The 24020-nt window shown below is 73.1% G+C and carries 17 protein-coding genes; 11 read left to right on the forward strand and 6 right to left on the reverse strand.

What is annotated here, in order from left to right; translation table 11 throughout:
- Position 1 precedes the first annotated feature (1 nt).
- The 3 genes from ACIQVL_RS36400 (at position 2) to ACIQVL_RS36410 (ending at position 4286) form a co-directional block, all read left to right on the forward strand.
- Positions 2 to 901 carry a universal stress protein gene (locus ACIQVL_RS36400; protein WP_403437470.1) on the forward strand — a complete coding sequence of 300 codons (900 nt, stop codon included), beginning with the start codon at positions 2 to 4 and terminating at the stop codon, positions 899 to 901.
- Between the two features lie 132 nt (positions 902 to 1033).
- On the forward strand, positions 1034 to 3697 hold the full coding sequence (locus ACIQVL_RS36405) for an ATP-binding protein (protein WP_403437472.1): 2664 nt from the start codon (positions 1034 to 1036) through the stop codon (positions 3695 to 3697).
- A 91-nt stretch (positions 3698 to 3788) separates the two neighbouring features.
- A complete protein-coding gene (locus ACIQVL_RS36410) occupies positions 3789 to 4286 on the forward strand; it encodes a hypothetical protein (protein ID WP_093507815.1) in 498 nt (165 codons plus the stop codon).
- Between the two features lie 20 nt (positions 4287 to 4306).
- On the opposite strand, the gene ACIQVL_RS36415 is transcribed toward ACIQVL_RS36410, so the two are convergent.
- Both ACIQVL_RS36415 and ACIQVL_RS36420 read right to left on the reverse strand, forming a co-directional pair.
- On the reverse strand, positions 4307 to 6325 hold the full coding sequence (locus tag ACIQVL_RS36415; protein ID WP_403477466.1) for an N-acetylmuramoyl-L-alanine amidase: 2019 nt from the start codon (positions 6323 to 6325) through the stop codon (positions 4307 to 4309).
- Between the two features lie 275 nt (positions 6326 to 6600).
- Positions 6601 to 7740, reverse strand: coding sequence for an aminoglycoside phosphotransferase family protein (locus ACIQVL_RS36420; RefSeq protein WP_403477467.1), 1140 nt, complete (start codon positions 7738 to 7740; stop codon positions 6601 to 6603).
- Positions 7741 to 8006: 266 nt separating this feature from the next.
- Here ACIQVL_RS36420 and ACIQVL_RS36425 point away from each other — a divergent pair, with 266 nt between their 5' ends.
- On the forward strand, positions 8007 to 9503 hold the full coding sequence (locus tag ACIQVL_RS36425; protein ID WP_403437475.1) for a hypothetical protein: 1497 nt from the start codon (positions 8007 to 8009) through the stop codon (positions 9501 to 9503).
- 77 nt (positions 9504 to 9580) lie between these two features.
- On the opposite strand, the gene ACIQVL_RS36430 is transcribed toward ACIQVL_RS36425, so the two are convergent.
- Positions 9581 to 11002 (reverse strand): PP2C family protein-serine/threonine phosphatase, encoded by a 1422-nt coding sequence (locus ACIQVL_RS36430; RefSeq protein WP_403477468.1) that lies wholly within the window; start codon positions 11000 to 11002, stop codon positions 9581 to 9583.
- A 349-nt stretch (positions 11003 to 11351) separates the two neighbouring features.
- Here ACIQVL_RS36430 and ACIQVL_RS36435 point away from each other — a divergent pair, with 349 nt between their 5' ends.
- Both ACIQVL_RS36435 and ACIQVL_RS36440 read left to right on the forward strand, forming a co-directional pair.
- Positions 11352 to 11765 carry an SsgA family sporulation/cell division regulator gene (locus ACIQVL_RS36435; protein ID WP_403477469.1) on the forward strand — a complete coding sequence of 138 codons (414 nt, stop codon included), beginning with the start codon at positions 11352 to 11354 and terminating at the stop codon, positions 11763 to 11765.
- Between the two features lie 140 nt (positions 11766 to 11905).
- Positions 11906 to 13939, forward strand: a complete 2034-nt coding sequence (locus tag ACIQVL_RS36440) for a phosphocholine-specific phospholipase C (RefSeq protein ID WP_403477470.1) — start codon at positions 11906 to 11908, stop codon at positions 13937 to 13939.
- Here ACIQVL_RS36440 and ACIQVL_RS36445 read toward each other — a convergent pair.
- Positions 13929 to 14954 carry a Gfo/Idh/MocA family protein gene (locus ACIQVL_RS36445; protein WP_403437482.1) on the reverse strand — a complete coding sequence of 342 codons (1026 nt, stop codon included), beginning with the start codon at positions 14952 to 14954 and terminating at the stop codon, positions 13929 to 13931. The genes ACIQVL_RS36440 and ACIQVL_RS36445 overlap by 11 nt on opposite strands.
- A gap of 66 nt (positions 14955 to 15020) precedes the next feature.
- Positions 15021 to 16115: a chemotaxis protein gene (locus ACIQVL_RS36450; RefSeq protein ID WP_403437484.1), complete on the reverse strand. Its 1095-nt coding sequence runs from the start codon at positions 16113 to 16115 to the stop codon at positions 15021 to 15023.
- A gap of 170 nt (positions 16116 to 16285) precedes the next feature.
- Here ACIQVL_RS36450 and ACIQVL_RS36455 point away from each other — a divergent pair, with 170 nt between their 5' ends.
- Both ACIQVL_RS36455 and asnB read left to right on the forward strand, forming a co-directional pair.
- Positions 16286 to 17065 carry an alpha/beta fold hydrolase gene (locus ACIQVL_RS36455; protein WP_403437486.1) on the forward strand — a complete coding sequence of 260 codons (780 nt, stop codon included), beginning with the start codon at positions 16286 to 16288 and terminating at the stop codon, positions 17063 to 17065.
- A 323-nt stretch (positions 17066 to 17388) separates the two neighbouring features.
- Positions 17389 to 19227 (forward strand): asparagine synthase (glutamine-hydrolyzing), encoded by a 1839-nt coding sequence (gene asnB, locus ACIQVL_RS36460; protein WP_403477471.1) that lies wholly within the window; start codon positions 17389 to 17391, stop codon positions 19225 to 19227.
- A 55-nt stretch (positions 19228 to 19282) separates the two neighbouring features.
- On the opposite strand, the gene ACIQVL_RS36465 is transcribed toward asnB, so the two are convergent.
- A complete protein-coding gene (locus ACIQVL_RS36465; RefSeq protein ID WP_403477472.1) occupies positions 19283 to 20902 on the reverse strand; it encodes an alpha/beta hydrolase in 1620 nt (539 codons plus the stop codon).
- 303 nt (positions 20903 to 21205) lie between these two features.
- Here ACIQVL_RS36465 and ACIQVL_RS36470 point away from each other — a divergent pair, with 303 nt between their 5' ends.
- The 3 genes from ACIQVL_RS36470 to ACIQVL_RS36480 all read left to right on the forward strand — a co-directional run bounded on the left by ACIQVL_RS36470 (position 21206) and on the right by ACIQVL_RS36480 (position 23886).
- Positions 21206 to 21889 carry a chaplin gene (locus ACIQVL_RS36470; protein WP_403477473.1) on the forward strand — a complete coding sequence of 228 codons (684 nt, stop codon included), beginning with the start codon at positions 21206 to 21208 and terminating at the stop codon, positions 21887 to 21889.
- A 283-nt stretch (positions 21890 to 22172) separates the two neighbouring features.
- A complete protein-coding gene (locus tag ACIQVL_RS36475) occupies positions 22173 to 23033 on the forward strand; it encodes a GNAT family N-acetyltransferase (protein ID WP_403477474.1) in 861 nt (286 codons plus the stop codon).
- 76 nt (positions 23034 to 23109) lie between these two features.
- Positions 23110 to 23886, forward strand: a complete 777-nt coding sequence (locus ACIQVL_RS36480; RefSeq protein ID WP_403477475.1) for a GNAT family N-acetyltransferase — start codon at positions 23110 to 23112, stop codon at positions 23884 to 23886.
- Positions 23887 to 24020: the final 134 nt, after the last annotated feature.

Below are 24020 nucleotides of genomic sequence, written 5' to 3' on the forward strand. Positions count from 1 at the left end.
GATGAGCGCTGCGCCGGTCATCGCCGCGGCGGACGGGTCGGACGACAGCCTGCGCGCCCTGGACTGGGCCGTACAGGCGGCCCGGCAGCGGGAGGCACCGCTGCGGGTGGTCCATGTCCGCCAGTACGCCGCCTGGGGGCAGCCCGACGTCCTGGTCGCCGGCGAACCGGACGAGGGCGGCGACCCCGTGCTCGACGAGGTCCGGGACCGGCTGTCCACCGGCGCCGTCGGGCCGAACGTCGAGTACGTCGCCATGGAAGGCGCTCCGAGCGCCCTGCTGCCCGAACTGGGCGCCGACGCACAGCTGCTGGTGCTCGGCTCGCGGGGCCGCGGCGGCTTCGCCAGCCTGCTGCTCGGCTCCAACGGCATGGCCGCCGCCCGTGACGCCGCGTGCCCGGTGGTCGTCGTGCCCCGGCCCGGACGACAGGTGCACGAGGAGCTGCCCGCCGGGCCCGGTCCCCGGGTCGTCGTCGGCCTGGACGTGGACAGCCCCGACGACGCCACCCTCGCCTTCGCCTTCGAGGAGGCCGCCCGGCGCGGCGCCCGGCTCCAGGTCGTCGCCGCCTATCCGTGGCCGGCGCAGAGCTGGTTCGCGGCCGGGGAACTCGTCCCGCCGGCCGTCGACCGGGACGAGGTCGAGCAGGAGACCCGCACCCTCGCCGAGGGCTTCCTCGCCCCGCACCTCAAGGACCGCCCCGACCTGCGCGCCGACGTCCTCGCGCTGCCCGGCGACGCGGCCGGCCTGCTGGTGTCCGCCTCGAAGGACGCCGCCCTGGTCGTCGTGGGCCGCCACCGCAGGCGACTGCTCGCCCCGGCCCGCATGATGGGCTCGGTCACCCACGCCGTACTGCTGCACGCGGCCGCCCCGATCGCGGTCGTCCCGCCGGCGCCGCAGGAGTGATGTCAAGTCCCTGCGCCCAGTTACCGTCAGTGGAGAGCGGATCACCGCAGTCGGGCGTACGCTGAGCTGCCTGTAAGCCACGGTGCGCGCCCGCTCCCCGCGCTCGCGCAACACCGTGGCGGGGGGGTGGTCATGGGACAGCGGGTCCTGCGGAACCGACGGACGCTCTACGAACGCGACAGCGAACTCGCCGCCGTCGACGAGGCGTTGGCCGAGCTCACCGGCCTGCGCGCGGACGGCGCGGCACCGGGCGAGCGTCCGCTCGGCGCACTGCTCGCCTTCGCCGGCCGGGCCGGCATCGGCAAGACCACCCTGCTCGCCGAGGTCCGCCGCCGCGCCGCAGCCCGGGGCTGCACCGTGCTCTCCGCGCGCGGCGGCGACCAGGAACAGCGCGTAGCCTTCCACGTCGCCCGCCAGCTCCTGCAACCCCGCCTCGCCGGCGCTCCGGAGGCCGAACTCCGCGCCTCACTGGGCAGTTGGTACGACATCGTCGGCCCCGCCCTCGGCCTGTGCGCCCCCACCGAGGGCGCCCCGCCCGACCAGCAGGGCCTGCGCGACGGCCTCGACTGGGTCCTCACCCACCTCGCCGTGCGCCAGGCCCCGATGGTCCTCGTCCTGGACGACGCCCACTGGGCCGACCCCGAATCCCTCGGCTGGCTCGCCGCGTTCGCTCCGCGCGCCGAGCAACTCCCGCTGCTCGTCGTCGTCGCGTACCGGCCCGACGAGCTCCCCGAGCACGCCGACGCGTTCCGCGGCCTGCCCGGACGGGCCGGCGGCCGCCCGCACGGCCTCGAACCGCTCAGCGCCGACGCCGTCGCCGGCCTGGTCCGCGAGAGCCTCGGCGACCACGCCGACGACGCCTTCTGCCACGAGTGCTGGGCCGTCACCGCCGGCAACCCCTTCGAGACCGTCGAACTGACCGCCAAGGTCTCCGACCGGGGCCTGGACCCCACCGAGGCCGGCGCGCCCCTGCTGCGCGACCTCGCCGCCGCCGTCAAGGGCAGCGGTCTCATCGCCCGCCTCGAACGCCTGGGCCCCTCCGCCGTCCGGTTCGCCTGGGCCTGCGCCGTCCTCGGCACCGAGATCCATCCCGCGCTCGCCGCCGCCGTCGCCGGACTCGGCCACGAGGAGGCCGCCGACGCCGCCGACGCCCTGCGCGGCGCCCGCGTCCTCACCGGCGCCGAGACCCTGGAGTTCGTCCACCCGCTGATCGCCACCGCCGTGTACCGGGCCATCCCGCCCGCCACCCGGGTCGCCCTGCACGGCCAGGCCGCCTGGTGCGTCACCGACGACGGCCAGGGCGCCACCGCGGCCGCCCGCCACCTCCTGGAGACCCACCCCGAAGGCGACACCTGGGTCGTCCGGCAACTGCGCGCCGCCGCCGGCGAGACCCTCCGGGCCGGCGCCCCCGACACGGCCCGCGCCTACCTCGCCCGCGCCCTGCGCGAACCCCCGCCCGCCGACGAGCGCGCCGCCGTCCTCCACGAACTGGGCAGCGCCTCCCTCCTCACCGAGCCCGCCACCACCGTCAACCACCTCCGCGCGGCCCTCCAGGAACCCATCGCCGAGCCCGCCCTGCGCCACCACATCGTCTACCGCCTCTCCCAGGTCCTCGCCCACAGCGACCGCCTCGCCGAGGCCTCCGAGACCCTCGCCCGCGAGATCCACGTGACCGACGACGCCCGCGTACGGCTCCGGATGCTCTCCGAACAGTTCATGTGGGACGCCTTCCGCGCCGACGAACCCGACCACCCCTCCCGCTCCCGCCGCCTGACCCGGCTCGCCGACCGCCTCCGCGGCCGCGACCTCACCGAGCGTTACGTCATCGGGCTGCGCACCTGGGACGCCATCCAGCGCGGCGAGCCCGCCGGCGTCGCCCTGCACCACGCCGAACGCGCCCTGGCCGGCGGCCTCGGCTGGGCCGAGGCCGACCGGGGCTTCGAGGTGCCCGTCCTCGTCGCCCTCGCCTTCATGTACGCCGACCGGCCCGACCGCACGGAGGAACTCTTCGCCGCCGGGATCGCCGACTTCGAACAACAGGGCTGGCGCGGCGCCCACCTCTCCTTCGCCTACACCCTCCTCGGCTACGTCCGCTACCGACGCGGCCGCCTCGCCGAGGCCGAGGAGCACGCCCGCTCCGGCCTGCGCCTCGCCGAACGCGTCGGACCCGGCACCCCGGCCCACTGGTACGCCGTCGGCATCCTCGTCCAGACCCTGCTGGCCCGCGGCCGCACCGACGAGGCCGCCCGCCTCGCCGAGGACCACGCCTTCCGGGAGCCCTTCCCGGCGGCCGTGGTCTTCCCCGACGCCCAGACGGTCTACGGCGAACTGCTGCTCGCCCGCGGCCTCCCGAAGGACGCGGCGGCCGAGCTCGCCGCGGCGGGCCGCCGCCTCGAACCGCGGGGCATCCGCAACCCCTCCTGGTGCCCCTGGCAGCTCCACCTGGCCCGCGCCGAAGCCCACGAGGCCCCGGAACGCGCCCTCACCACCGCCCTGGCCGCCCTGACCCACGCCCGCCGCTTCGGCGCCCCGTCCGCGATCGGCCAGGCCCTGCGCACCGCGGCGGAGGTCTCGTCGGGCGAGGCACGCCTGGCGTACCTGCGCGAGTCGGTGGCCCACCTGGAGCGCTCCCCGGCCGCCTACGAGCTGGCCTGCGCACTGGTGACCCTCGGCACCGAACTCCGCGACGCCGCACTGCTGCGCAGGGGTCTGGACACCGCCGAGCAGTGCGGGGCGGACGGCCTGACGGAAGCAGCGCGCACCGAGTTGGCAGCGACGGAAGCGGCGACCTTGTGACGCCCGTCGACGACGGCCTGCCCGGTCGCCTGCCGACCCGCACGCGGAACTGATCCCCGCCCCACAACCCCGGCCCCGTACCATGGAGCGCATGTCGTTCCTCCGTCGCCGCAGCGCCACTCCCGCCGGCCCCGAATTCGACGTTCTGGCCATGGACCCGGGTGACTGGCCCGGCAACCTCGGTGCCGGGCTGCTGCCCGCGCCCGACGGCACCTGCCAGGGCGTCTTCCTGCGCTACGACCTCTTCGGCGGCCGCGGCCCCGCGATGATCATCGGCAACCTCCCCGAGGGCTCCCCGGCCCGCGAGGTGGAGGAGGGCGAGATCCCCTTCGAGGTCGGCCAGCTCCTCCTCGCGCTGGAGAACGACGAGGACGTCACCGTCGTCGGCACCGAGGACATGCCGGTGCTGCAGGGCGACAACCTGCTGATCGTGCGGCGCCTCAAGCTCTCCGAGAGCCGGATCTCCTGCGTCCAGTTCGACCGCAGCGACGGCGTCCTGGTGACCATCGCGGCCTGGGACCGCCCGATCACCGACGACCTGTACGCCCTGCTGAAGCCGCTCCCGGCGGAGCTTTTCCAGCAGGGCTGAGGGCCGCCGCCCTCCTTCGGCTACCTGCCGTGGCCGTGGTGCCGCCCGCTCTTCGCGGCCGGCACCACGTCGACGTCGGCCGCGCGGACGAACTCGACCCGGTGGCCGTACTGGATCTCGTAGTACAGGTCCTTGCCGACCACGACCTTGTGCGAGTCGGTGCTGAAGGTGACGGCGTAGTAGTACTCGCCGGGCACCTCGTCACCGGCCACGTACCTCTGGCCCGCCGGGATCGTGTACGGCAGCGCGGAGACCGACTGGGCCGGTACCCCGGAGGGGTACGCGGACGCCTCCGGATAGGCGCGGCCGTACACCGGGATGCCGGTCCGGCCCGCCTTCGGTGTGATCACCACCCCGGTCGCGGCGACCGCCGTCGGGGCGCTCGCCGGGTTCCTGAACCAGGCCTTCTGCCCGAGGTACCAGATCGCCGTCCAGTCCCCCCAGGTGTCCGCCACCGTGTACTGCTGACCGGTGGAGGCCCGTGAGGAGAGGTCGTTCACGTCGGTCGTCGGCGTCGTGCCCATGCCGATGTCCTTGATCAGGGCCGAGCTCTCGTCGTGGTCGGAGTACAGCCGTACCTCGCTGGACCCGTGCGCGGCGCAGGGCTGGCCCTTGGTGACGCAGCCGGTGTAGCTCGGCTGGTTCGAGGCGTAGTCCGGCAGGACCGTGACCACACCGCCCGTGACCACCCGGTGCTTCTTGCCCGCCTTGTGCTTGAACGGGTGGTCCAGCAGTTCGAAGTAGTGCCGCCAGTCCCAGTAGGGGCCGGGATCGGTGTGCATCCCGGGGATCGTGGACGTGGTCGGGCCCGGCACCGTGTCGTGGCCGAGGATGTGCTGCCGGTCCAGCGGGATGCCGTACTGCTCGGCGAGGTACTTCACCAGCCGCGCCGAGGAGCGGTACATCGCCTCCGTGTACCAGGCGTCCGGCGAGGCGAGGAAGCCCTCGTGCTCGATGCCGATCGACTTCGCGTTGATGTACCAGTTGCCCGCGTGCCAGGCCACGTCCTTCGCCTTGACGTGCTGGGCGATCAGACCGTCGGTGGAGCGGATGGTGTAGTTCCAGGACACATAGGTCGGGTCCTGGACCAGGTTGATCGTGGTGTCCCAGGAGCCCTCGGTGTCGTGGACGACGATGTACTTGATGCTCTGCGAGGCCGGCCGGTCGGCGAGGTCGTGGTTGCCGTAGTCGTTGTCCCCGAACTGCGCGTAGGGCGCGGGGATCCACTCGCACGACACCGTTGTCGGGCACTCCGCCCCGTCGTCCGCGGCCTTCGTGCGCAGCCCGGTCAGCTCCAGCTGCGCGGTGTCGGCCCGCAGCTGCGGCTGGGCGGCGAGGGCGACGACCTGTCCGGCGTCGGTGGTGCGCTCCTCGCCCGTGTGGAGGACGTCGAACACGTCGTTGGCGTACGCCGCCGCGGTCGCCGTGTCGTCGGCGCCGGAGAAGCGGGCGATCGCGCCGTACCAGTCCGCCGGATCGGCGCTGAGCGGCTGGTGCAGATCCTGCTGGGCGGCCGCGAGCAGCGCGGCACCGCCGGCCACGTTCGCCGCCGCGTCGGTGCGCAGCCGCTCGGCCGGGATCCCGGTCAGCCCGGCTGCCTTCGTCAGGGTCTTGAGGCGTGCCGGGAGCGCGGAGTTCCGCGGGACCTGCACGCTGGGGTGGAGGGCGGGGCGGGCACTGTCCCCGCGGGCGTCCTCGGTGCCGTCGGCGAAGTGCTCGGTGGCCGTCGCCAGCGCGGTGTGCGCGTCGGTGAGGTGCATCGGGCCGTAGCCGCCGGTCACGCTGGGCGCGCCGCCGTGCGTGTCCCAGCGGGACTGGAGGTAGGAGACGGCGAGCAGCACGCTCTGCGGCACGTGGTACTCGGCGGCGGCGGACGCGAACGCCTGCTGGAGCAGTCCGGCGGACGACTCGTTGCTGTCCGGTGGGGGTGCCGCGCCCAGCAGCGGCAGCAGCAGGGCCGCGGCGGCGACGGCTCCGGCCGTCCTGCGCGTACGTCTGCCGCTGTGCGGGGGTGCGGGCTCGGTGACGGATCCTCGCAATGCGGCCTCCTGGGGCGATGGGGCGCGACGGGGCGTGCGGGGCTGAGCGTGGCTCAGTGGTACCGGCTTGCCGACGATCCGTCAATCATGCCCAGAGAGGCCCTAATTCCCATGTCATGCGATGATCGTGGGAGTTTCGCGGTGGCGGCCCGCAGGCCTGCGGGGCGTCATTGGCGTACACCAGTGGTCGGGCGTGACGCCCTCGCGGAGACCCCGGACATGCGAGGATCCGCGGCGCGCAGCTGCCCTGAGCGCACCGCGGATCCTCGTCCCCGTCAGCGAGTGCCGACCGCCGCGCGTACGGCCCGGCGGGCCATCTGGCAGTCGTCGTGCAGCCGCCGGAGCAACAGCCGCTGTTCCTCGCCGGTCGGCGCGGCGCCCGGGTGGGCCGTACCCGGTGCCGCCGGGGTCGCGTCGTGCATCGAACGCTGCACGGCGGTCTCGTAGGTCCGGATCTCCCGGGTGAGGACCAGCATCAGGTTCACCAGGAATGCGTCCCTGGACGCGGGCCCCGCCGACTGGGCGATCTGGCTGATCTGCCGGCGTGCCACCGGGGCGTCGCCGAGGACCGACCAGAGCGTGGCCAGGTCGTACCCCGGCAGATACCAGCCCGCGTGCTCCCAGTCCACCAGCACTGGACCGGCCGGGGACAGCAGGATGTTCGAGAGCAGGGCGTCGCCGTGGCAGAACTGGCCCATCCCCTGGCGGCCCGCCGCGACCGCGATGCCGTGCAGCAGCTTCTGCAGGTCACCCATGTCCCGGTCGGTGAGCAGACCCAGCTCGTGGTACCGGGCGATCCGGGCCGGGTAGTCCACCGGGGCGTCGAACGTGCCGGCGGGGGGCCGCCACGCGTTCAACCGGCAGATCGCACCCAGCGCGGCCCGGATGTCCGCGCGGGGCGGTGCCTCCGCCGGGTGGCGCTGGACCGCCGCCACCCGGCCGGGCATCCGCTCGATCACCAGCGTGCAGTTGTCCGGGTCCGCCGCGATCAGTCTCGGCACCCGGATCGGCGGCCGGTGCCGGACGAACGAGCGGTATGCGGCTATTTCGTGGCGGGTCCGCTCCGCCCAGGCGGGGGAGTGGTCCAGCAGACACTTCGCCACGGCCGTGCTGCGCCCCGTCGTCCCGACGAGGATCACCGACCGCCCGGTGCGGCGCAGCACCTGCACCGGAGCGAACTCCGGGCAGATCCGGTGCACCGACGCGATCGCGGTGCGCAGCTGCGCACCCTGGGGGCCGGACAGGTCGAGTCTGCCGCTGAGCGGCTGGGTGCCGAGACCCGCGGGGCGGCGCTGCCGGCCCACGCCCGGTACGGCGGCCCCCGGACGCGCGGGGTCGAGGTAAGGTCCGCCGCCCGCCGGGCGGGGGCGCAGCGACCTGGGCGGAGCGGACACGGAGGACGATGCTGCGTACATGGGAGATACAGATCCCTTCGTGTGCCTGCGGTGCCTGCCTGAGAAGTCCTGTGAGGGGTTCTCGCGCCCAGCCCGTCCCGGCCGCCCGGACACACCCTGGGGAGTGTGCCCGTCGAGTGGCGACCGGGTCGGGGTGGCGCGTTCCTACCTGACACCCGTTGCCCAGTGGCACACCATCTGGCGCACCCTGGCGAACCGTGGCGAATAGTCGCCCGGCAACCGGCACCGGGCTACTGTCAACTCAGCCGAGAACCTGGGGGCTTGACGTGACCGGAGAACCCAACACCCGCCTCTCGGACCTGTTCGGCCTGGCCGGCTGGTCCAAGGGCGAACTCGCGAGGCTGGTCAACCGGCAGGCGGCGGCCATGGGCCACCCCCAGCTGGCGACCGACACCTCCCGGGTGCGGCGGTGGATCGACACGGGAGAGATCCCGCGCGATCCGGTGCCGCGGGTGCTGGCGGCTCTGTTCACCGAGCGTCTCGGCCGTGTCGTGACCATCGAGGACCTCGGTCTGGTACGGCACGGGCGTACGGGAAAACGGCCGGACGACGGGAACGTGGAACATCCCGACGGCATGCCGTGGGCGCCCGAACGAACCGCCGCGGTCCTCACCGAATTCACGGGAATGGACCTCATGCTCAACCGACGCGGCTTGGTGGGCGCGGGTGCCGCGCTCACCGCGGGATCCGTACTCAGCAGCGCCATGCACGAGTGGCTGCACACCGACCCCACACTCAGGGCCGACGCCCCCGTCCTCGACGATCCTCTGCACGCCGACCCCGCCGGGTTCGACCGCTACGAGGCCGCCCCCATCGGGTCCGAGGAGATGGAGGAACTGGAGCGCTCCGTGGAGGTGTTCCGCGCCTGGGACGCGGCCCGCGGCGGCGGCCTCCAGCGCAAGGCCGTGGTGGGACAGCTCAACGAGGTGGGCGGCATGCTCGCCTACCGCCACCCCGAGCACCTCCAGCGGCGCCTGTGGGGCGTCGCCGCCAACCTCGCCGTCCTCGCGGGCTGGATGTCGCACGACGTCGGCCTGGAGCCCACGGCCCAGAAGTACTTCGTCATCGCCGCCCATGCGGCCCGTGAGGGCGGCGACCGGCCGCGTGCCGGGGAGGCGCTCTCCAGAGCGGCTCGCCAGATGGTGCACCTCGGCCGGCCCGACGACGCACTCGACCTGATGAAGCTCGCCAAGTCCGGCTCGGGCGGCGAGGTGCTGCCGCGCACCCGGGCGATGCTCTACACCATCGAGGCCTGGGCGCAGGCGTCGATGGGCAAGGGCCAGGCGATGCGCCGCACCCTCGGCCAGGCGGAGGACCTCTTCGTCTCCGACCGGGGCGACGTGCCGCCGCCGAGCTGGATGCAGATGTTCAAGGAAGAGGACCTGTACGGCATGCAGGCCCTCGCCTACCGCACACTGGCCGAGCACGACCCGGCTGCGGCCGTGCACGCCCAGCACTACGCGGAGAAGGCACTGGCCCTCAGGGTCGACGGCCGGCAGCGGTCCAAGATCTTCGACTTCCTGTCCATGGCCTCCGCCTGCTTCATCGCGGACGACCCCGAGCAGGCGGACCGGTACGCCCGGCTGGCCCTGATGTCGATGGGATCCAACTCCTCCCACCGCACCTGGGACCGGCTGCGCCAGATGTACCGGCTCACCGCCGAGTACGCCGGCTACCCGAGGATCCAGGAACTGCGGGAGGAGATCAAGCTGGCCCTGCCCAGGGCCAGGACCAAGGGGAACCACAACAGCGCACAGGCATAGGGGCAGGTGCGCTCGACACGAGCCGGCTGATCGCCTCAGGGTGGCACCCGCTGCCCCTCCCTGTGCTGCGTTCCTGCCTATTCACTCACCTTGGCGACGAGCACGCAGGCCTCGTCCGTGCGCCCGCTCTCGCCGAACTCCTCGACCACGGCCCTGACACAGTCCTGGGCGGTGCGCGCCGCCCCGAACCGGGGGGCCAGGCCGAGGAGCGCGTCCAGGGAGTCCGCTCCGCTGTGCCCGGGCACCACTCCGTCGGTGTGCAGCAGGAGCAGGTCGCCCGGTTCCAGGGTCACTTCGGCCTGCCCGTAACCGGCTCCCGAGGTGACACCGAGCAGCACGCCGTCCGGCGCGCTGAGCGCACACCCCGTCCCGTCGCGGAACAGCAGCGGGGCGGGGTGTCCCGCCTGCGCCCAGGTCAGGGTGCGGGTGGCGGGCCGGTAGCGGCAGCAGACCGCGCTGCCCAGCGCGGGTTGCACGGTGGCGTCGAGCAGCTGGTTCAGCAGGGACATGAGCTGCCCGGGCCGGGTGCCGGCCATCGCCATCCCGCGTACGGCGCCCAGCAGCATCGTCATGCCCGAGGCGACGGAGACGCCGTGGCCGGTGAGGTCGCCGACGCTCAGCAGGGTGTCGCCGTCGGACAGCTCCAGCGCGTCGTACCAGTCGCCGCCCAGCAGGGTTCCGGCCCCCGAGGGCAGGTGGCGGGCCGCGACGTCGAGCGTGCCCGGCCCCCGGCGCGGCAGTCGCAGGGCGCCGCGTCCGGGGGGCAGCACGGCCTCCTGGAGCTCGACGGCGAGCCGCTGTTCGGTCTCGGCCCGGCGGCGGTGCTGCTGCATCGTGTCCCGGCTCTCGCGCACCGTGCGCTGGCTGAGCCGCAGTTCGCTGACGTCGCGCAGTACCGCCCACATCGAGGCGGTGCCGCCGTCGCCGTCGAGGACCGGCTCGCCCATCATGTGGACGGTCCGGACGTTCCCGTCGGGCCGCAGGACGCGGAACTCGCCGTCGATCGGCCTGGCGTCGACGAGGCAGTCGGTGACCATCGCGGTCAGCCGGGGCCGGTCCTCGTCCAGGACCAGGGCGGGCAGTTCGTCGAGGGTGAGCGCGGACGCGGCCGGGTCGCGGCCGAGGATCTGGAACAGCTCGCCGGACCAACTCGCCTCGTCCGTAAGGAGGTTCCACTCCGCGCTGCCGACCCGGCTGAGCAGCGAGCCAGGGGCGGGCGCGGAGCCGCGGGCGGGCCCCGCCTCCGCGCTCGCCGGCCGGGGCGCGGGTCCGTCCCGCAGCTGGGCCAAGTGCTCGTCCAGGTCGTTGAGCTGATGGAGGGCCAGGTCGTACAGGGCCCGCTGCCAGCGCTCCTCGGGGTCCGAACCCGAGCTCCGGGTGTCCCGCCGCACCGCGTCCACGTCGCCCTTGAGCCGCCGCGTCTGCGATATCAACGCCTCGACGGAGCCGCGCCCGGGCGGCTGCGCTGCGGGGCGGTCCGCGGAGACATGGGACGGCATGACGCACTCCGATGCGGGGACTGAACGGCCAGGGCGGACGGTGGGACCGGTTACGACTGTTGCACAGCCTGCGACGCCCTGTAAGGGATTTGGCAACACCCGATACGGTGGTGCTTCTGGCATATGCCAGAGTCTTCACGGGCTGGTCGGACGCCTATGAACGCTGTACGCGAGTGAGGGCGCACGTCGTAGTGGGACTACGTGATTCGGCGGACTTCGTGAGCTCTCCGCGTCGCGCTCGGGCGGTTGTTCGACGCCTCTGTGTTCACAGTGTCGCGGTCTCGGCCAACCGCGGCAACTCTGTCCGGATTTCGCGTCATGCGAGGCGGCCTCCCGGAGTCCTACAGGCATGGACATCTCTTTCGAGCAAGCCGCCCGCGCCCGGCTGATCACCGCCGAGGACGAGGAGATCCCGGTGCCCGCCACGCTCCGGTACACCTCCGGTGATCCGCTGGCCGTCTTCGTCGACTTCCCGGCCGAGGTCACCCTCGGCGGCGAGGAGGTCACCTGGACCTTCGCCCGCTCGCTCCTCGACCAGGGGATCGGTGCCCCGGCCGGGCGCGGGGACGTCCACATCTGGCCCTGCGGCCCCGGCCGTACGGCCGTGGAGTTCCACTCGCCGCACGGCCTCGCCCTGCTCCAGTTCGACACCCAGGCGCTGTTCCGGTTCCTGCAGCGCAGCCACGAGGTGGTGGCCCCGGGGCAGGAGGACGTCGAGGCCGTCGTCGAGCGGGGCCTGAGCACGCTCTTCGGGGGCGTGTGAGGCGCACGGGGCGCTACCGACCCGGACTTTGACCTTTGTTCACTCCCGCCTCACCGATCCGGCCCGGAGCCTGCCGACCGCCCCGTGCACCCTGGCGCGCGGTGCGCCGCACGGGCGCACCGGTGACGAGGACGGGGCCAATGACACCGATCAGCCGAAGAGGCTTCGTGGGACTGGGCGCTTCCGTTGCGGCGGGTATGACGGTGGGCGCCGCCGGCCCACGGACCGCGGCCGCCGCCGCGGCCCTGAGCACGGCGACCGGCACGATCTCGGACGTCCGGCACGTGGTGATCCTCATGCAGGAGAACCGCAGCTTCGACCACTACTTCGGGCGCCTCAGGGGCGTCCGCGGCTTCGCCGACCGCAGCGGCATCACCCTGAGCGGCGGCTATCCGGTCTTCAACCAGCCGAACGGCACGGGCCGGCAGTACCCGTGGAAGCTCAGCGCCACCCCCGACGCCGGCGGCAAGGACGGCGAGACCCTCGCCCAGTGCAACGGCGACCTCCCGCACTCCTGGTCCTCCCAGCACTCCGCCTGGAACAAGGGCCGCCTCGACAACTGGGTCGCGGGCGTCGGCAACGTACGGTCCCTCGGCTACCTGGACCGCGCCGACATCCCCTTCCACTACGCGCTCGCCGACAACTACACGATCTGCGACGCCTACTTCTGCTCCACCCTCAGCGCCACCGGCCCCAACCGCACCTACCTGTGGAGCGGCAAGGTCGACTCCGCCAGCTACGACGGCGGCGACGAGTCCGGCCTGACCTGGCAGAACTACGCCGAGGCCCTGCAGAGCGCCGGAGTGACCTGGAAGGTCTACCAGAACGCCCAGGACAACTACGGTGACAACGGCTGCGCGTACTTCAAGAACTTCGCGAACGCCGGAGCCGGCAACCCGCTCCACGACCGGGGCATGTCCTCCGTCCCCGCGGTGACCGGCTCCACCCCCGACGACATCGCCGCCGCGATCAAGGCGGACGTCGTCGCCGGCACCCTTCCGCAGGTCTCCTGGGTGGTCGCCAACCAGGCCTTCTCCGAGCACCCCTACGCCCCGCCCGGCGACGGCGCGCACTTCGTCAACCTGGTCTACCAGGCCCTCGCCGCCGACGCGGACGTCTTCGACTCCACCGTCCTGTTCCTCAACTACGACGAGAACGACGGCTACTTCGACCACGTGCCGCCCCCGGCCCCGCCCGCCGGCACCGCCGGTGAGTTCCTGAACGGCGTGCCCTACGGCTTCGGCTTCCGGGTCCCGATGCTCGTCATCTCGCCCTGGACCCGCGGCGGCTGGGTCTCCTCCGAGGTCTTCGAGCACACCTCGGTGCTGCGCTTCCTGGAGACCTGGACGGCGGCCCTCGGCAAGCCCGCGAACTGCCCCAACATCAGCCCCTGGCGGCGCGCCGTGAGCGGCGACCTGACCGGCGTCTTCGACTTCGCCAACCCGGTCTACGGCTCGGTGTCCCTCCCCGCGACCGGCGTCATCGGCTACTCCACCTGCGGCCCGCTGCCCAACCCGGTGCCCACCACCAACGCCCTGCCCGCCCAGGAGTCCGGCACCCGCCCGGCCCGCGCGCTGCCCTACCAGCCGAACGGCTACCTGGACCACCTGGAGTTCGGGACCGCCGGCACCGTCCGCGCCTGGTTCACCATGGCCAACCAGGGCACCCCGGCGACCCGTTCGGCGCACCTCTCCATCCACCCGAACGCCTACCGGGACACCACGCCCTGGCAGTACACGGTCGGCGCCGGCTCCACCGCCTCCGACTACTTCAACATCGGCACCGGATACGGCGCCGGCAAGTACGACATCAGCATGGCCGGCCCCAACCGCTTCCTGCGCCGCTTCCAGGGCGACGCCACCAAGGCCGGCAAGTCGGCGGAGGTGAGCACCCGTTACGCCGTGGAGCCCGGCACCGGCAAGCTCGCGATCTGGTTCAAGATGGCGAACACCGGCTCGTCGTCGGTGAAGTTCACGATCACCTCGAACAACTACCGCACCGACGGCCCCTGGACCTACCAGGTCGCCGCCGGTGCCTCGACCGAGGACTACTTCAACGCCGTCGCGTACCAGGGCGGCTGGTACGACTTCACGGTCACGGTGGACTCCGACGCGACCTGGTCGCGCCGGTTCACCGGCCATCTGGAGACGGGCGCCGCCTCCGTCAGCGGCTGAGGTCCGCGTACAGGTCCGGGCGCGGGGCGAGTCCGACGGCCGTACGGCCGCCGCTCTCCAGCGCCCGGACCCCGGCCTCGGCGACCACGGAGGAGGCGTAGCCGTCCCAGGCGCTGGGGCCGGTGACCCGGCCCTGCCGGGTGGCGTCCACCCAGGCCTGCACCTCGCGGTCGTAGGCGTCGGCGAACCGCACCAGGTAGTCCTGGGCGACCTCCTCGCGGGCGCCGCCGGCCGCGGTGACCAGCATGGTGTGGTCCTCGCCGATCCGGGCGCTGCCCTGCTCGCACACGGCCTCGCAGCGCACCTGGTAGCCGAAGCCGCAGTTCACGAAGACCTCGACGTCGACGAGGGCGCCGCCGTCGGTCTCGAAGAGCACCAGCTGCGGGTCGAGCAGCCCCTCGGGGGCGCCCGCGGAGGGCCGCGGCCGCAGCACGGTCACCGCGGTCAGCTCCTGGCCGAGCAGCCAGCGGGCGGCGTCGATCTCGTGCGACACCGAACTGTTGATCAGCATGGCGCTGGTGAAGCCGGGCGGCGAGGACACGTTGCGGTGGGTGCAGTGCAGCATCAGCGGTCGGCCCAGGCTGCCGCCGTCCAGCAGCGACTTCAGGCGCCCGTACTCGGCGTCGTAGCGGCGCATGAACCCGATCTGCGCCAGCCTGCGCCCGAGCCCCGCCTCGGCCTCCACCACCCGCAGCGCACCGGTGGAGTCCGGCACCATGGGCTTCTCGCACAGCACCGGCAGCCCGCGCTCGAAGCACGCGAGCAGCGGCTCCTCGTGCGCCGGGCCCGGAGAGGCGATCAGCACGGCGTCGACACCCGGCGCGGCCAGCGCGGCCAGCGGATCCGCGTGCACGGAGACGCCGTCCAGACCGGCCACCGCCTCCTTGGCGCGCTCGGGGTCCGGGTCGGCCACCGCGGCCACCCGAGCGCCGCTGATCACCTGGTCCAGCCGTCGTATGTGGTCGGCACCCATGTGTCCGGCACCCAGCACCGCGACGCCCAGCAACTCAGCCACGCCCACACACTCCCTCTCGGCCGACGATCACGCTCCAGAGCCTACGTCGGCCGGGGGAGGGGCCGGTCAGTAGCGCAGCACGCCGGCGATGCCGTTCTCGTCGCCCAGGGTGCCGTCCGGGACGAAGCGGACGTCGGCGCCGGTCTCCAGGCACTGCTCGACGATCTCGTCCACGATGTCGTCGCGGGCGTCGAGGTCGCCGCTCACGGCCGGGACCAGGTGGTCGCCGTCGTCGCGGACCGTGGTGCGGTAGTTCTCCTCGACGGCGAGCAGCCGGACCCGGCCCTCGCGGGCGTTCTGCCAGACCTCGTCGACACCGGCCGCGAACGTCTTGTGACCGCGCGCGGACTCCAGTTCCCGGGCCACCGACGCGGCACTGCGGCGGGACTCGGCCTGGAGCAGCGGGGTGATCGCCTGCCACACGGCCTCCGGGCCGGCGTGCGCGAGTCCGCCGTGCTGCACGGGGATGCTGTGCCTGGCGACGTTGCCGAGTTCCTCCCACAGGGAGAGGGCGGCCTGCTCGCCGGTGACGTACAGCGGCCGCGGCTCTTCACGCAGCAGCGCCGCCATCGCGGTGTTCGCCTCCCGCAGGAAGTGCTTGGTGTCCTCGTCGCGGAAGGTGCTGGGCATGTCGCCGATCTGTTCCCGGCGCTCGGCGTCGAAGTTCTCCTGGCTTCGGCCGAGCGGGAAACCACCGGCCCGGCTCTCGGTGACCCGGTCGACGCCGCCGTTCCACAGCGTGACGCGGTCGGCCGAGATCGACAGCACCCAGAACGGCCGCTCGGCGGCGTGTGCCGAGACCAGGTTGCGGGTGAGGAAGGTGTCCGAGAGCACCACACGCTCGGGCACGCTGCGGGCCAGGGACCACACCTGGTGCTCGCCCGGCGCGGCGAAGATCACCAGGCCGTCCTCGGTGTAGGTCAGGTCGACCTCGGCGAGAGCCTGTTCGAGCTGCCTGACGACATCGGAGCGGCGGTCCCGGGTGACCGCGGGATCGGACTCCAGCTGCTTCTTCGCCTCGGCCACGACGTTGCGCAGCCGGACGGGATCCTGGGCGTTGTCCGGCTCACGACGGTGTGTCGGCGTCAGCACGGAGACAGCGGGGTAGGGGCGCGGGCGGCGCAGCTCGGCAAGGGTCGAAGGACTGAGTGCGTGCTCCATATCAGCACCATAGGACCGATTCGCCATTGCGGCATTTGGGGTAATTCCCCGGCGCCTTCGGATCCGCGGTGCGCCGTAACCGTGTTGAGGCCCGGCGCCCGGTGACGGCGGGCCGGACGGCCGGTTACCGTACCCGGCAGTAACCGGATCACGCCCCCCAGGAGGCCCGCATGCCGCAGCTCGAAGTCGACGGAGCGGCACTGACGTACGACGACGAGGGCCCCCGCGACGGCGGTGCCGCACCCCTGGTGTTCATCCACGGCTGGACCGCCAACCGGCACCGCTGGGACCACCAGGTGGCGCACTTCGCCGGAGACCGGCGGGTGATCCGGCTCGACCTGCGCGGCCACGGCGAGAGCACCGGGGCCGGTGTCGGGACGGTCGCCGAACTGGCCCAGGACGTGGTCGCGCTCCTCGACCACCTGGAGGTGGACCGTTTCGTCCCCGTCGGCCACTCCATGGGCGGCATGATCTCCCAGACGCTGGCCCTGGCCCACCCCGAGCGGGTCGAGCGGATGGTCCTGGTCAACTCCATCGGCCGGATGACGTACAGCCGCGGCCGCGGGCTGCTGCTGGCGGCCTCGACCCTCGTGCCGTTCAAGCTGTTCGTCGCCGCCAACATCCAGCGCGCCTTCGCCCCCGGCTACCCGCGCGAGCAGATCCGGGAGTACGTCCGGGCGTCCGCCGGCACTCCGCGCGAGGTCGTCATGACGCTCTACGGCGCCATGCGGGCCTTCGACGTCCTCGACCGGGCCGGTGAGATCACCGCGCCCACCCTGATGGTGCACGGCTACCACGACATCCAGCTGCCGGTGGGGCAGATGCTGCGGATGGCCAAGGCCTACCCGGACGCGGAGGTCCGGATCATCGACGCGGGCCACGAGTTGCCGGTGGAGCGGCCGGCCGAGCTGACGGCGGTGCTGGACCGGTTCCTGACCCCGGCCGCGTAGCGCGATCCCCCGACCGCACCAGGTGACCGGCGCCCGGCGAAAGCCGTGGCGCCGACCCGTTTGGGGAACTTTTTGCGTTTGGCCTGTTCGCGGCGGACGGGGTGGGCTGTGAGGCGGCTTTGCGGGCCTCGCGCGGGCAAAGCGCGTCCGAAACTGGGGGTGGGGTACTCCGTTCGTGTTACGTCCAGGTTGACCGGGCGAGGTCCCGGGCGCACGCTCGTTATATAGGTGCTGAATACAAGTGGTTCGCTCGGGCAATTGCCTGCGCCACGGAACCGCAGGTGGCGCGCACTGCCCGGCTGACCGGCAGCAGGAGGTAGCACATGTGTGGCATCACCGGCTGGGTCTCCTTCGACCGTGACCTCACCACCGAGCAGCGCGCATTGGATGCAATGACGGAGACCATGGCCTGCCGCGGCCCCGACGACCGGGGCACCTGGAGCGAGGGCCCCGCCGCCCTGGGGCACCGCCGGCTCGCGATCATCGACCTGCCCGGCGGCCGTCAGCCGATGACCGTCCGGACCCCGGACGGCATCGTCGCGATGGTCTACTCGGGCGAGGCGTACAACTTCACCGAACTGCGCGGCGAACTCGCCGCCCGCGGCCACGGGTTCACCACCGACTCGGACACCGAGGTCGTGCTCCGCGGCTACGTGGAGTGGGGCGACGCCATCGCCGAGCGGCTCAACGGCATGTACGCCTTCGCCGTCTGGGACGGCCGCCACGACAAGCTCGTGATGATCCGCGACCGCATGGGCATCAAGCCCTTCTACATGTACCCGACCCCGGACGGTGTCCTGTTCGGCTCCGAACCCAAGGCGATCCTGGCCAACCCGCTGGTCCGCCCCCGGGTCGGCCTGGACGGCCTGCGCGAGCTGTTCACCATGGTGAAGACCCCCGGGCACGCCGTGTGGGACGGCATGCGCGAGGTGGAACCCGGCACCGTCGTCACCGTCGACCGCAACGGCCTGCGCACCCGGGCCTACTGGCGGCTGGAGACCCGCCCGCACCCCGACGACCGGGACACCACCGTCGCCACCGTCCGCGAGCTCCTCGACGACATCGTGCGCCGCCAGCTGGTCGCCGACGTGCCCCGCTGCACCCTGCTCTCCGGCGGCCTCGACTCCTCCGCCATGACCGCGCTCGCCGCCCGGCAGCTCGCCGTGCACGGCGAGAAGGTCCGCAGCTTCGCCGTCGACTTCGTCGGCCGGACCGACAACTTCGTCGCCGACGAACTGCGCACCACCCCCGACACCCCCTTCGTGCACGACGTGGCCCGCCTGGCCCGCACCGACCACCAGGACATCGTCCTCGACGTGGCCAGCCTCGCCGACCCCGCGGTGCGCGAGCGGGTGATCCGGGCCCGCGACCTGCCGGCCGGGTTCGGCGACATGGACACCTCGCTCCTGCTGCTGTTCCGGGCCGTCCGCGACCAGTCCACCGTCGCGCTGTCCGGCGAGTCCGCCGACGAGGTGTTCGGCGGCTACCTGCAGTTCTTCGACGAGAGGGCGCGCACCGCCGACACCTTCCCCTGGCTCGTCCAGTTCGCCCGGCACTTCGGCGACGACGCCGGCGTCCTGCGCGCGGACCTCGCCAAGTCCCTCGACCTGGAGCACTACATCGCCGACGCCTACCACTCCGCCGTCACCGGCGTCGAGCGCCTGGACGGCGAGAGCGACTTCGAGTTCCAGATGCGGCGCATGAGCTACCTGCACCTCACCCGCTTCGTCCGCATCCTGCTCGACCGCAAGGACCGGACGAGCATGGCCGTCGGCCTGGAGGTCCGGGTGCCGTTCTGCGACCACCGGCTCGTCGAATACGTCTACAACGCGCCCTGGGCCCTCAAGTCCTTCGACGGCCGCGAGAAGAGCCTCCTCAGGGAGGCCACCCGGGACGTCCTCCCGCAGTCCGTGTACGACCGGGTCAAGAGCCCCTACCCGTCAACCCAGGACCCGGAGTACGGCCACGCCCTCCAGGAGCAGGTCAAGGACCTGGTCGCCCGGCCCGACCACCGGGTGTTCGACATCGTCGACCGGGAGAAGGCCGACCGGGCGGCCCACCAGAGCGAGCTGAGCACCCAGGCCGACCGGCGCGGCCTGGAACGCACTCTCGACCTGGCCCAGTGGATCGACATGTACGACCCGGAGCTCACCCTCTCCTGAGCGCTGAGCGCTGAGCGCTGAGCGCTGAGCGCTGAGCCCTGAGCCCGCGGAGGTCTCAGTCCGGTGAGTCGGTGACGGAGTTGCGGTCACCGTCCGCCGGACACGAGCTGCCGTCGGGCGGCAGCGTGCCGTACAGCAGGAAGTCGTCGACCTTGCCGTGCACGCACCTGGACGACGTGTACCCGGTGTGGCCGTCGCCCCGGTTGTCCAGTACCACGGCCGACGGACCGAGCCGCTTCGCCGTCTCGACCGTCCAGCTGTACGGCGTCGCCGGGTCACCGCGGGTGCCCACCAGAAGCATCGGCGCGGAGGGCACGTCCTTCACCTGGTCGCGGATGAAGTCCGTGCCGCGCGGTCGGCCGTAGCACAACATCACCTGCGTCAGCCGGAACCGGCCGAACACCGGGGACGCCTGCTGGTACTCCTGGTCCAGCCGGGCGACATCCCGGGTGAGCCGCAGGGCGCTCGGCCGGTCCGGGTCGTCGGCGCAGTTGATCGCCATCAGCGCGGCCGACAGGTTGTCGACGGGGATGTCCGCGCTGCCGACGAGCCCGCCGCCGCGCCCGTGTCCGCGGCCGTGCGGCAGCGCGTAGCCGCCGGACGCGAGGTTCTGCACCCCGCGGGTCTCCCCGTCCTCGACCAGCGAGGCCAGCGCCCGCTCCATCAGCGACCACAGATCCTTGTCATAGAGCCCCTGCCCGATGGCGTCCACCAGGTCCTGGCCGGTGAACGGGCCGCCGAAGTCGGAGGGCACCGGGTCCTCGTCGAGGGAGCGCACCAGTTTCACGACCGCCTCGCCGGCCTTGCGCCGGTCCTGCCCGAACGGGCACCCCCGGTCGGCGACACACCAGTCCAGGAAGTCGTCCAGCGCCGTCTGCTGCCCCCGGGCGCCGGCCACCCCCTGCTCGGCCAGCGACTCGGTCAGCGTGTCCACGCCGTCCAGTGCCATCCGGCCCACGTTGTACGGGAACTGCGCCGCGTAGACCGCGCCGAGCCTGGTGCCGTACGAGAAGCCCAGGTAGTTCAGCTTCTTGTCGCCGAGCGCCTGGCGGATGACGTCGAGGTCCCGGGAGGCGTTCACGGTGCCTATGTGGGACAGCACCGGCCCGGAGTTCCTCGTGCACCGGAGCGTGAGCTGCTTCAGCGCCTTCATCAGGGCCTGCGGACGCGCGGCGTCGGGGGGCTCGTCGGCGCTCGCCCCGTCCGAGGGGTCGCCGGTGCCGTCGCTGCAGCTGACGGGGGAGGAGCGGCCGACCCCGCGCGGGTCGAAGCCGACCACGTCGTAGCCGTTGGTCAGGCTCATGAACTCCTTGCCGTCCTGCCCGAGCTGGCTGACGCCCGAGCCGCCCGGCCCGCCGAAGTTCAGCAGCACCGAGCCCCGCGACCTCCCGGTCGCCCGGTAGCGGGACAGCGCCAGATCGAGGGTGCCCGCGGCCGGCCGTGCGTAGTCGAGGGGGACGGTGACCCTGGCACACTGCATGTCCTTCGGCAGCTCCACGTCCCGGCACGCCGCCCACCTGACCTTCTGCCGGTAGAACAGGGTCAGGTCCGGCTGCTCCCCGCCGGCCTCGGCCGCCGTGGTCGCGGGCAGCCCGCCGCCGAACAGCGCCAGCGCTACGGCGCCGGCACCGGCGCAGCGCCGCAGGGCGGGCCGGGTACGGGGCACGGCAGGCATCGAAGGCCTCCAGGGACGCTCCGTGGCGGACCGGGTACAGGGCTTTCGCCCACCATAAGCGGGCTCTGCGGGACCCGCCTCCCGGCGAGCGGTGCGGGCCGGGGTGCCCTACTCTGCGCCTGCCTTCCGCCTGTCTTCCGCACAGTCACCCTCTTTTGATGCCCTTGCATACTTTTGCTGCAGGTTCGAGTTCAGTGTCGCTCGATGGGGTGAAATGTGAATAAGCCATAACTCACATGGTTCGTCTGCGTTTTAACCGTTGCGGGCGAGCGCCCGCAATCATGTCTGGAAGGCAGGGAACCTATGAAACGGGTTACCCGAAACGGTGTGATCGCCGTCGCTGCCGCCTCCGGTGCGATGGCCGTGGCGGTTCCGGCCTGGGCCGACGCGGGCGCGAACGGTACCGCGGCCGGTTCGCCCGGGGTGATCTCCGGCAACGGCATCCAGTTGCCGGTCGACCTCCCGGTGAACGTGTGCGGGAACACCGTGAACGTGGTGGGACTCCTGAACCCGGCGGCGGGCAACACCTGCGTGAACGAGGGCGGCGGCGACGCCACCGACGGCGCGCCCGGCGGCTCGGCCACCTCCGGCGGCGCGACCGCTCAGGGTGCCGAGACCGGTTCGCCCGGGGTGATCTCCGGCAACGGCATCCAGCTGCCGGTCGACCTCCCGGTGAACGTCAGCGGCAACAGCGTGAACGTGGTCGGCGCCCTGAACCCGAGCACCGGCAACACCTCGGTGAACACCTCCGGCGACCACCCGAGCCCGCCGAAGACCTCCACCCCGGAGCCGCCCGCCGTCAAGCCGCCGGCCCCGCCGAAGACCCCCACGGAGCCCAAGTCGCACAATCCCGCCGCGCCGCCGGCCCGGGTCACCCTCGCCCACACCGGCACCGACCTCACCGGTGTCGCCGCGGCGGGCAGCGCGGGGCTGCTGCTCGCCGGGACCGCCCTGCACCGGCGCTTCCGTCCGGGCCGGACGCGCTGACCGGCCGGCGTGATACCGGGGCGGCCTGACGCACCGCGCACCGGCAGGCCCCACCGGACCCGACCGGTGGGGCCTCCGCCGTTCCCGCGGGTCGCCCGGCGCCGAGCGGCCGACCGGTGGACCGCCGGACGGCAGACCGATCGGTCCGGCGTTCGGAACCGCACGCAGCACGTCAACGGCTTGATCCCGTCGTGGCGCGGCGCCCGGTGATCCGGAAGGATGCTGCGGGCGCGCGGCGCCGGTCGCCGTGCGATCGGACCCCGTCACGGAATGGAGCGCATCGATGACCTCTCCGGCCCCGGCCCCGCAGGACCTCGTCGTCACCCGGGCCACCCCCGACGACTGGCCGGTGATCGTCGGCTGGGCGGCCGACGAGGGCTGGAACCCCGGGCTGTCGGACACCGCCGCCTTCTTCGCCCAGGACCCCGACGGGTTCTTCGTCGGCCGCATCGACGGCGAACCGGTGTCGGCCGTCTCCGTCGTCAATCACGGCGCCGACTACGCCTTCCTGGGCTGGTACCTGGTCCGCCCCGACCTGCGCGGTCAGGGCCACGGCCTCACCACCTGGAAGACCGCGCTCGCCCACGCCGGCAGCCGCACCGTCGGCCTGGGCGGCGTGGTGGCCCAGCAGGACAACTACCGTCAGTCCGGCTTCGAACTGGCCCACCGCACCGCCCGGTTCGTGGGCGAGGCCCGCGCCGCCGGGACCCCGGCCGGCGTCCGGCCCGCCCGCGCCGCCGACCTGGCCGCCGTCACGGCGTACGACAGCGCCTGCTGCCCGGCCGACCGGCCGCGTTTCGTGGCCGCGTGGCTGACCACCCCCGGGCACAAGGCGCTCGTGCGCCACGACGGCGACCACCTCACCGGTTACGGCGTGATCCGCCCCGGCCGCGACACCCTGCGCATCGGCCCCCTCTTCGCCGACACCGCCGAGGACGCCCGCGCCCTGTTCACCGCCCTCAGTGCCGAGGCGGCGGGCCACCGGGTCGCCGTCGACATACCCGAGACCAGCACGGCGGGGGTCGCCCTCGCCGAGGAGGCCGGGTTCACGCCCTCGTTCGAGACCGCCCGCATGTACACCGGCCCGGTCCGTGACCACGCCCGCGAGCGGGTCTTCGGGGTCACGACGCTCGAACTGGGCTGACCGCCGGCCCCCGGACACCCGGCCGCCACCGGGTAATCCTGTTGCCGCCGTCGTGCCCGGATGGTGGAGTGCCGGGATGGATCACAGAACCGTGCTCGCCCTGTACGACCGCGACATGCGCGAAGGCGCCCGGCCCGACGGGCCGGGCGCCCGGATCGAGCGCGTGGGCGCGGTGGTGCGCCAGGTGGCGGACGCCGAGGGGTGGAACGGCGTCCTCTGGTCGGATCTGGACGAGGCGACCGCCGATCGTGCGATCGCCGAGCAGGTCGACTTCTTCGCCGCCCAGGGGCGGGAGTTCGAGTGGAAGGTCTACGGCCACGACCGGCCCTCGGACCTCGGCGACCGGCTGGCCGCTGCCGGGTTCGGCGCGGAGCCGCAGGAGACGCTGATGATCGGCGAGGTCGCCCGGCTGACCCTCGACACGAGGCTGCCGGACGGCGTACGCGTGGTGCCCGCCACGGACCGGGCGGGCATCGAACTCGTGGTGGACGTGCACGAGCAGGCGTTCGGCACCGACGGTTCACCGCTCCGGCACCAGCTCCTGACGCGGCTCGCCGAGCAGCCCGACACCATGGTCGCGCTGGTCGCGCTCGCCGGGGACGAACCGGTCAGCGCCGCCCGGGTCGAGCTGGCCCCCGGGGCGAGGTTCGCCGGACTGTGGGGCGGCGGCACCGTGGCGCAGTGGCGCGGACGCGGCGTGTACCGCGCGCTCGTCGCCCACCGGGCCCGGGTCGCCGCCGCCCACGGCTGCCGGTACCTCCAGGTGGACGCGTTGCCGACGAGCCGGCCGATCCTCGAGCGGCTGGGCTTCCACGCCCTGAGCACGACCACCCCGTACATCTCTCCGAAGTAGGCGTCAGGCGGGATCGGCCGGCCGCCGGGCGCGCCCGCGCGGCGGGGGCCCCCCCCCCCCCCGGGGGGGCCCCCCCCCCCCCCCCCCCCCCCCGGGCCCCCCGGGGCCCCCCCCGCCCCCCCGGCCCCCGCCCC

It is taken from the genome of Streptomyces sp. NPDC090499 (assembly GCF_044769305.1).
GTDB lineage: Bacteria > Actinomycetota > Actinomycetes > Streptomycetales > Streptomycetaceae > Streptomyces.

What these genes read in the sequence shown, in the direction of transcription:
- ACIQVL_RS36400 (WP_403437470.1), top strand. Translation starts at nt 2, where the DNA reads ATGAGCGCTGCGCCGGTCATCGCCGCGGCGGACGGGTCGGACGACAGC.
- ACIQVL_RS36405 (WP_403437472.1), top strand. Translation starts at nt 1,034, where the DNA reads ATGGGACAGCGGGTCCTGCGGAACCGACGGACGCTCTACGAACGCGAC.
- ACIQVL_RS36410 (WP_093507815.1), top strand. Translation starts at nt 3,789, where the DNA reads ATGTCGTTCCTCCGTCGCCGCAGCGCCACTCCCGCCGGCCCCGAATTC.
- ACIQVL_RS36420 (WP_403477467.1), bottom strand. Translation starts at nt 7,740, where the DNA reads ATGTACGCAGCATCGTCCTCCGTGTCCGCTCCGCCCAGGTCGCTGCGC.
- ACIQVL_RS36430 (WP_403477468.1), bottom strand. Translation starts at nt 11,002, where the DNA reads ATGCCGTCCCATGTCTCCGCGGACCGCCCCGCAGCGCAGCCGCCCGGG.
- ACIQVL_RS36435 (WP_403477469.1), top strand. Translation starts at nt 11,352, where the DNA reads ATGGACATCTCTTTCGAGCAAGCCGCCCGCGCCCGGCTGATCACCGCC.
- ACIQVL_RS36440 (WP_403477470.1), top strand. Translation starts at nt 11,906, where the DNA reads ATGACACCGATCAGCCGAAGAGGCTTCGTGGGACTGGGCGCTTCCGTT.
- ACIQVL_RS36450 (WP_403437484.1), bottom strand. Translation starts at nt 16,115, where the DNA reads ATGGAGCACGCACTCAGTCCTTCGACCCTTGCCGAGCTGCGCCGCCCG.
- ACIQVL_RS36455 (WP_403437486.1), top strand. Translation starts at nt 16,286, where the DNA reads ATGCCGCAGCTCGAAGTCGACGGAGCGGCACTGACGTACGACGACGAG.
- asnB (WP_403477471.1), top strand. Translation starts at nt 17,389, where the DNA reads ATGTGTGGCATCACCGGCTGGGTCTCCTTCGACCGTGACCTCACCACC.
- ACIQVL_RS36465 (WP_403477472.1), bottom strand. Translation starts at nt 20,902, where the DNA reads ATGCCTGCCGTGCCCCGTACCCGGCCCGCCCTGCGGCGCTGCGCCGGT.
- ACIQVL_RS36470 (WP_403477473.1), top strand. Translation starts at nt 21,206, where the DNA reads ATGAAACGGGTTACCCGAAACGGTGTGATCGCCGTCGCTGCCGCCTCC.
- ACIQVL_RS36475 (WP_403477474.1), top strand. Translation starts at nt 22,173, where the DNA reads ATGACCTCTCCGGCCCCGGCCCCGCAGGACCTCGTCGTCACCCGGGCC.
- ACIQVL_RS36480 (WP_403477475.1), top strand. Translation starts at nt 23,110, where the DNA reads ATGGATCACAGAACCGTGCTCGCCCTGTACGACCGCGACATGCGCGAA.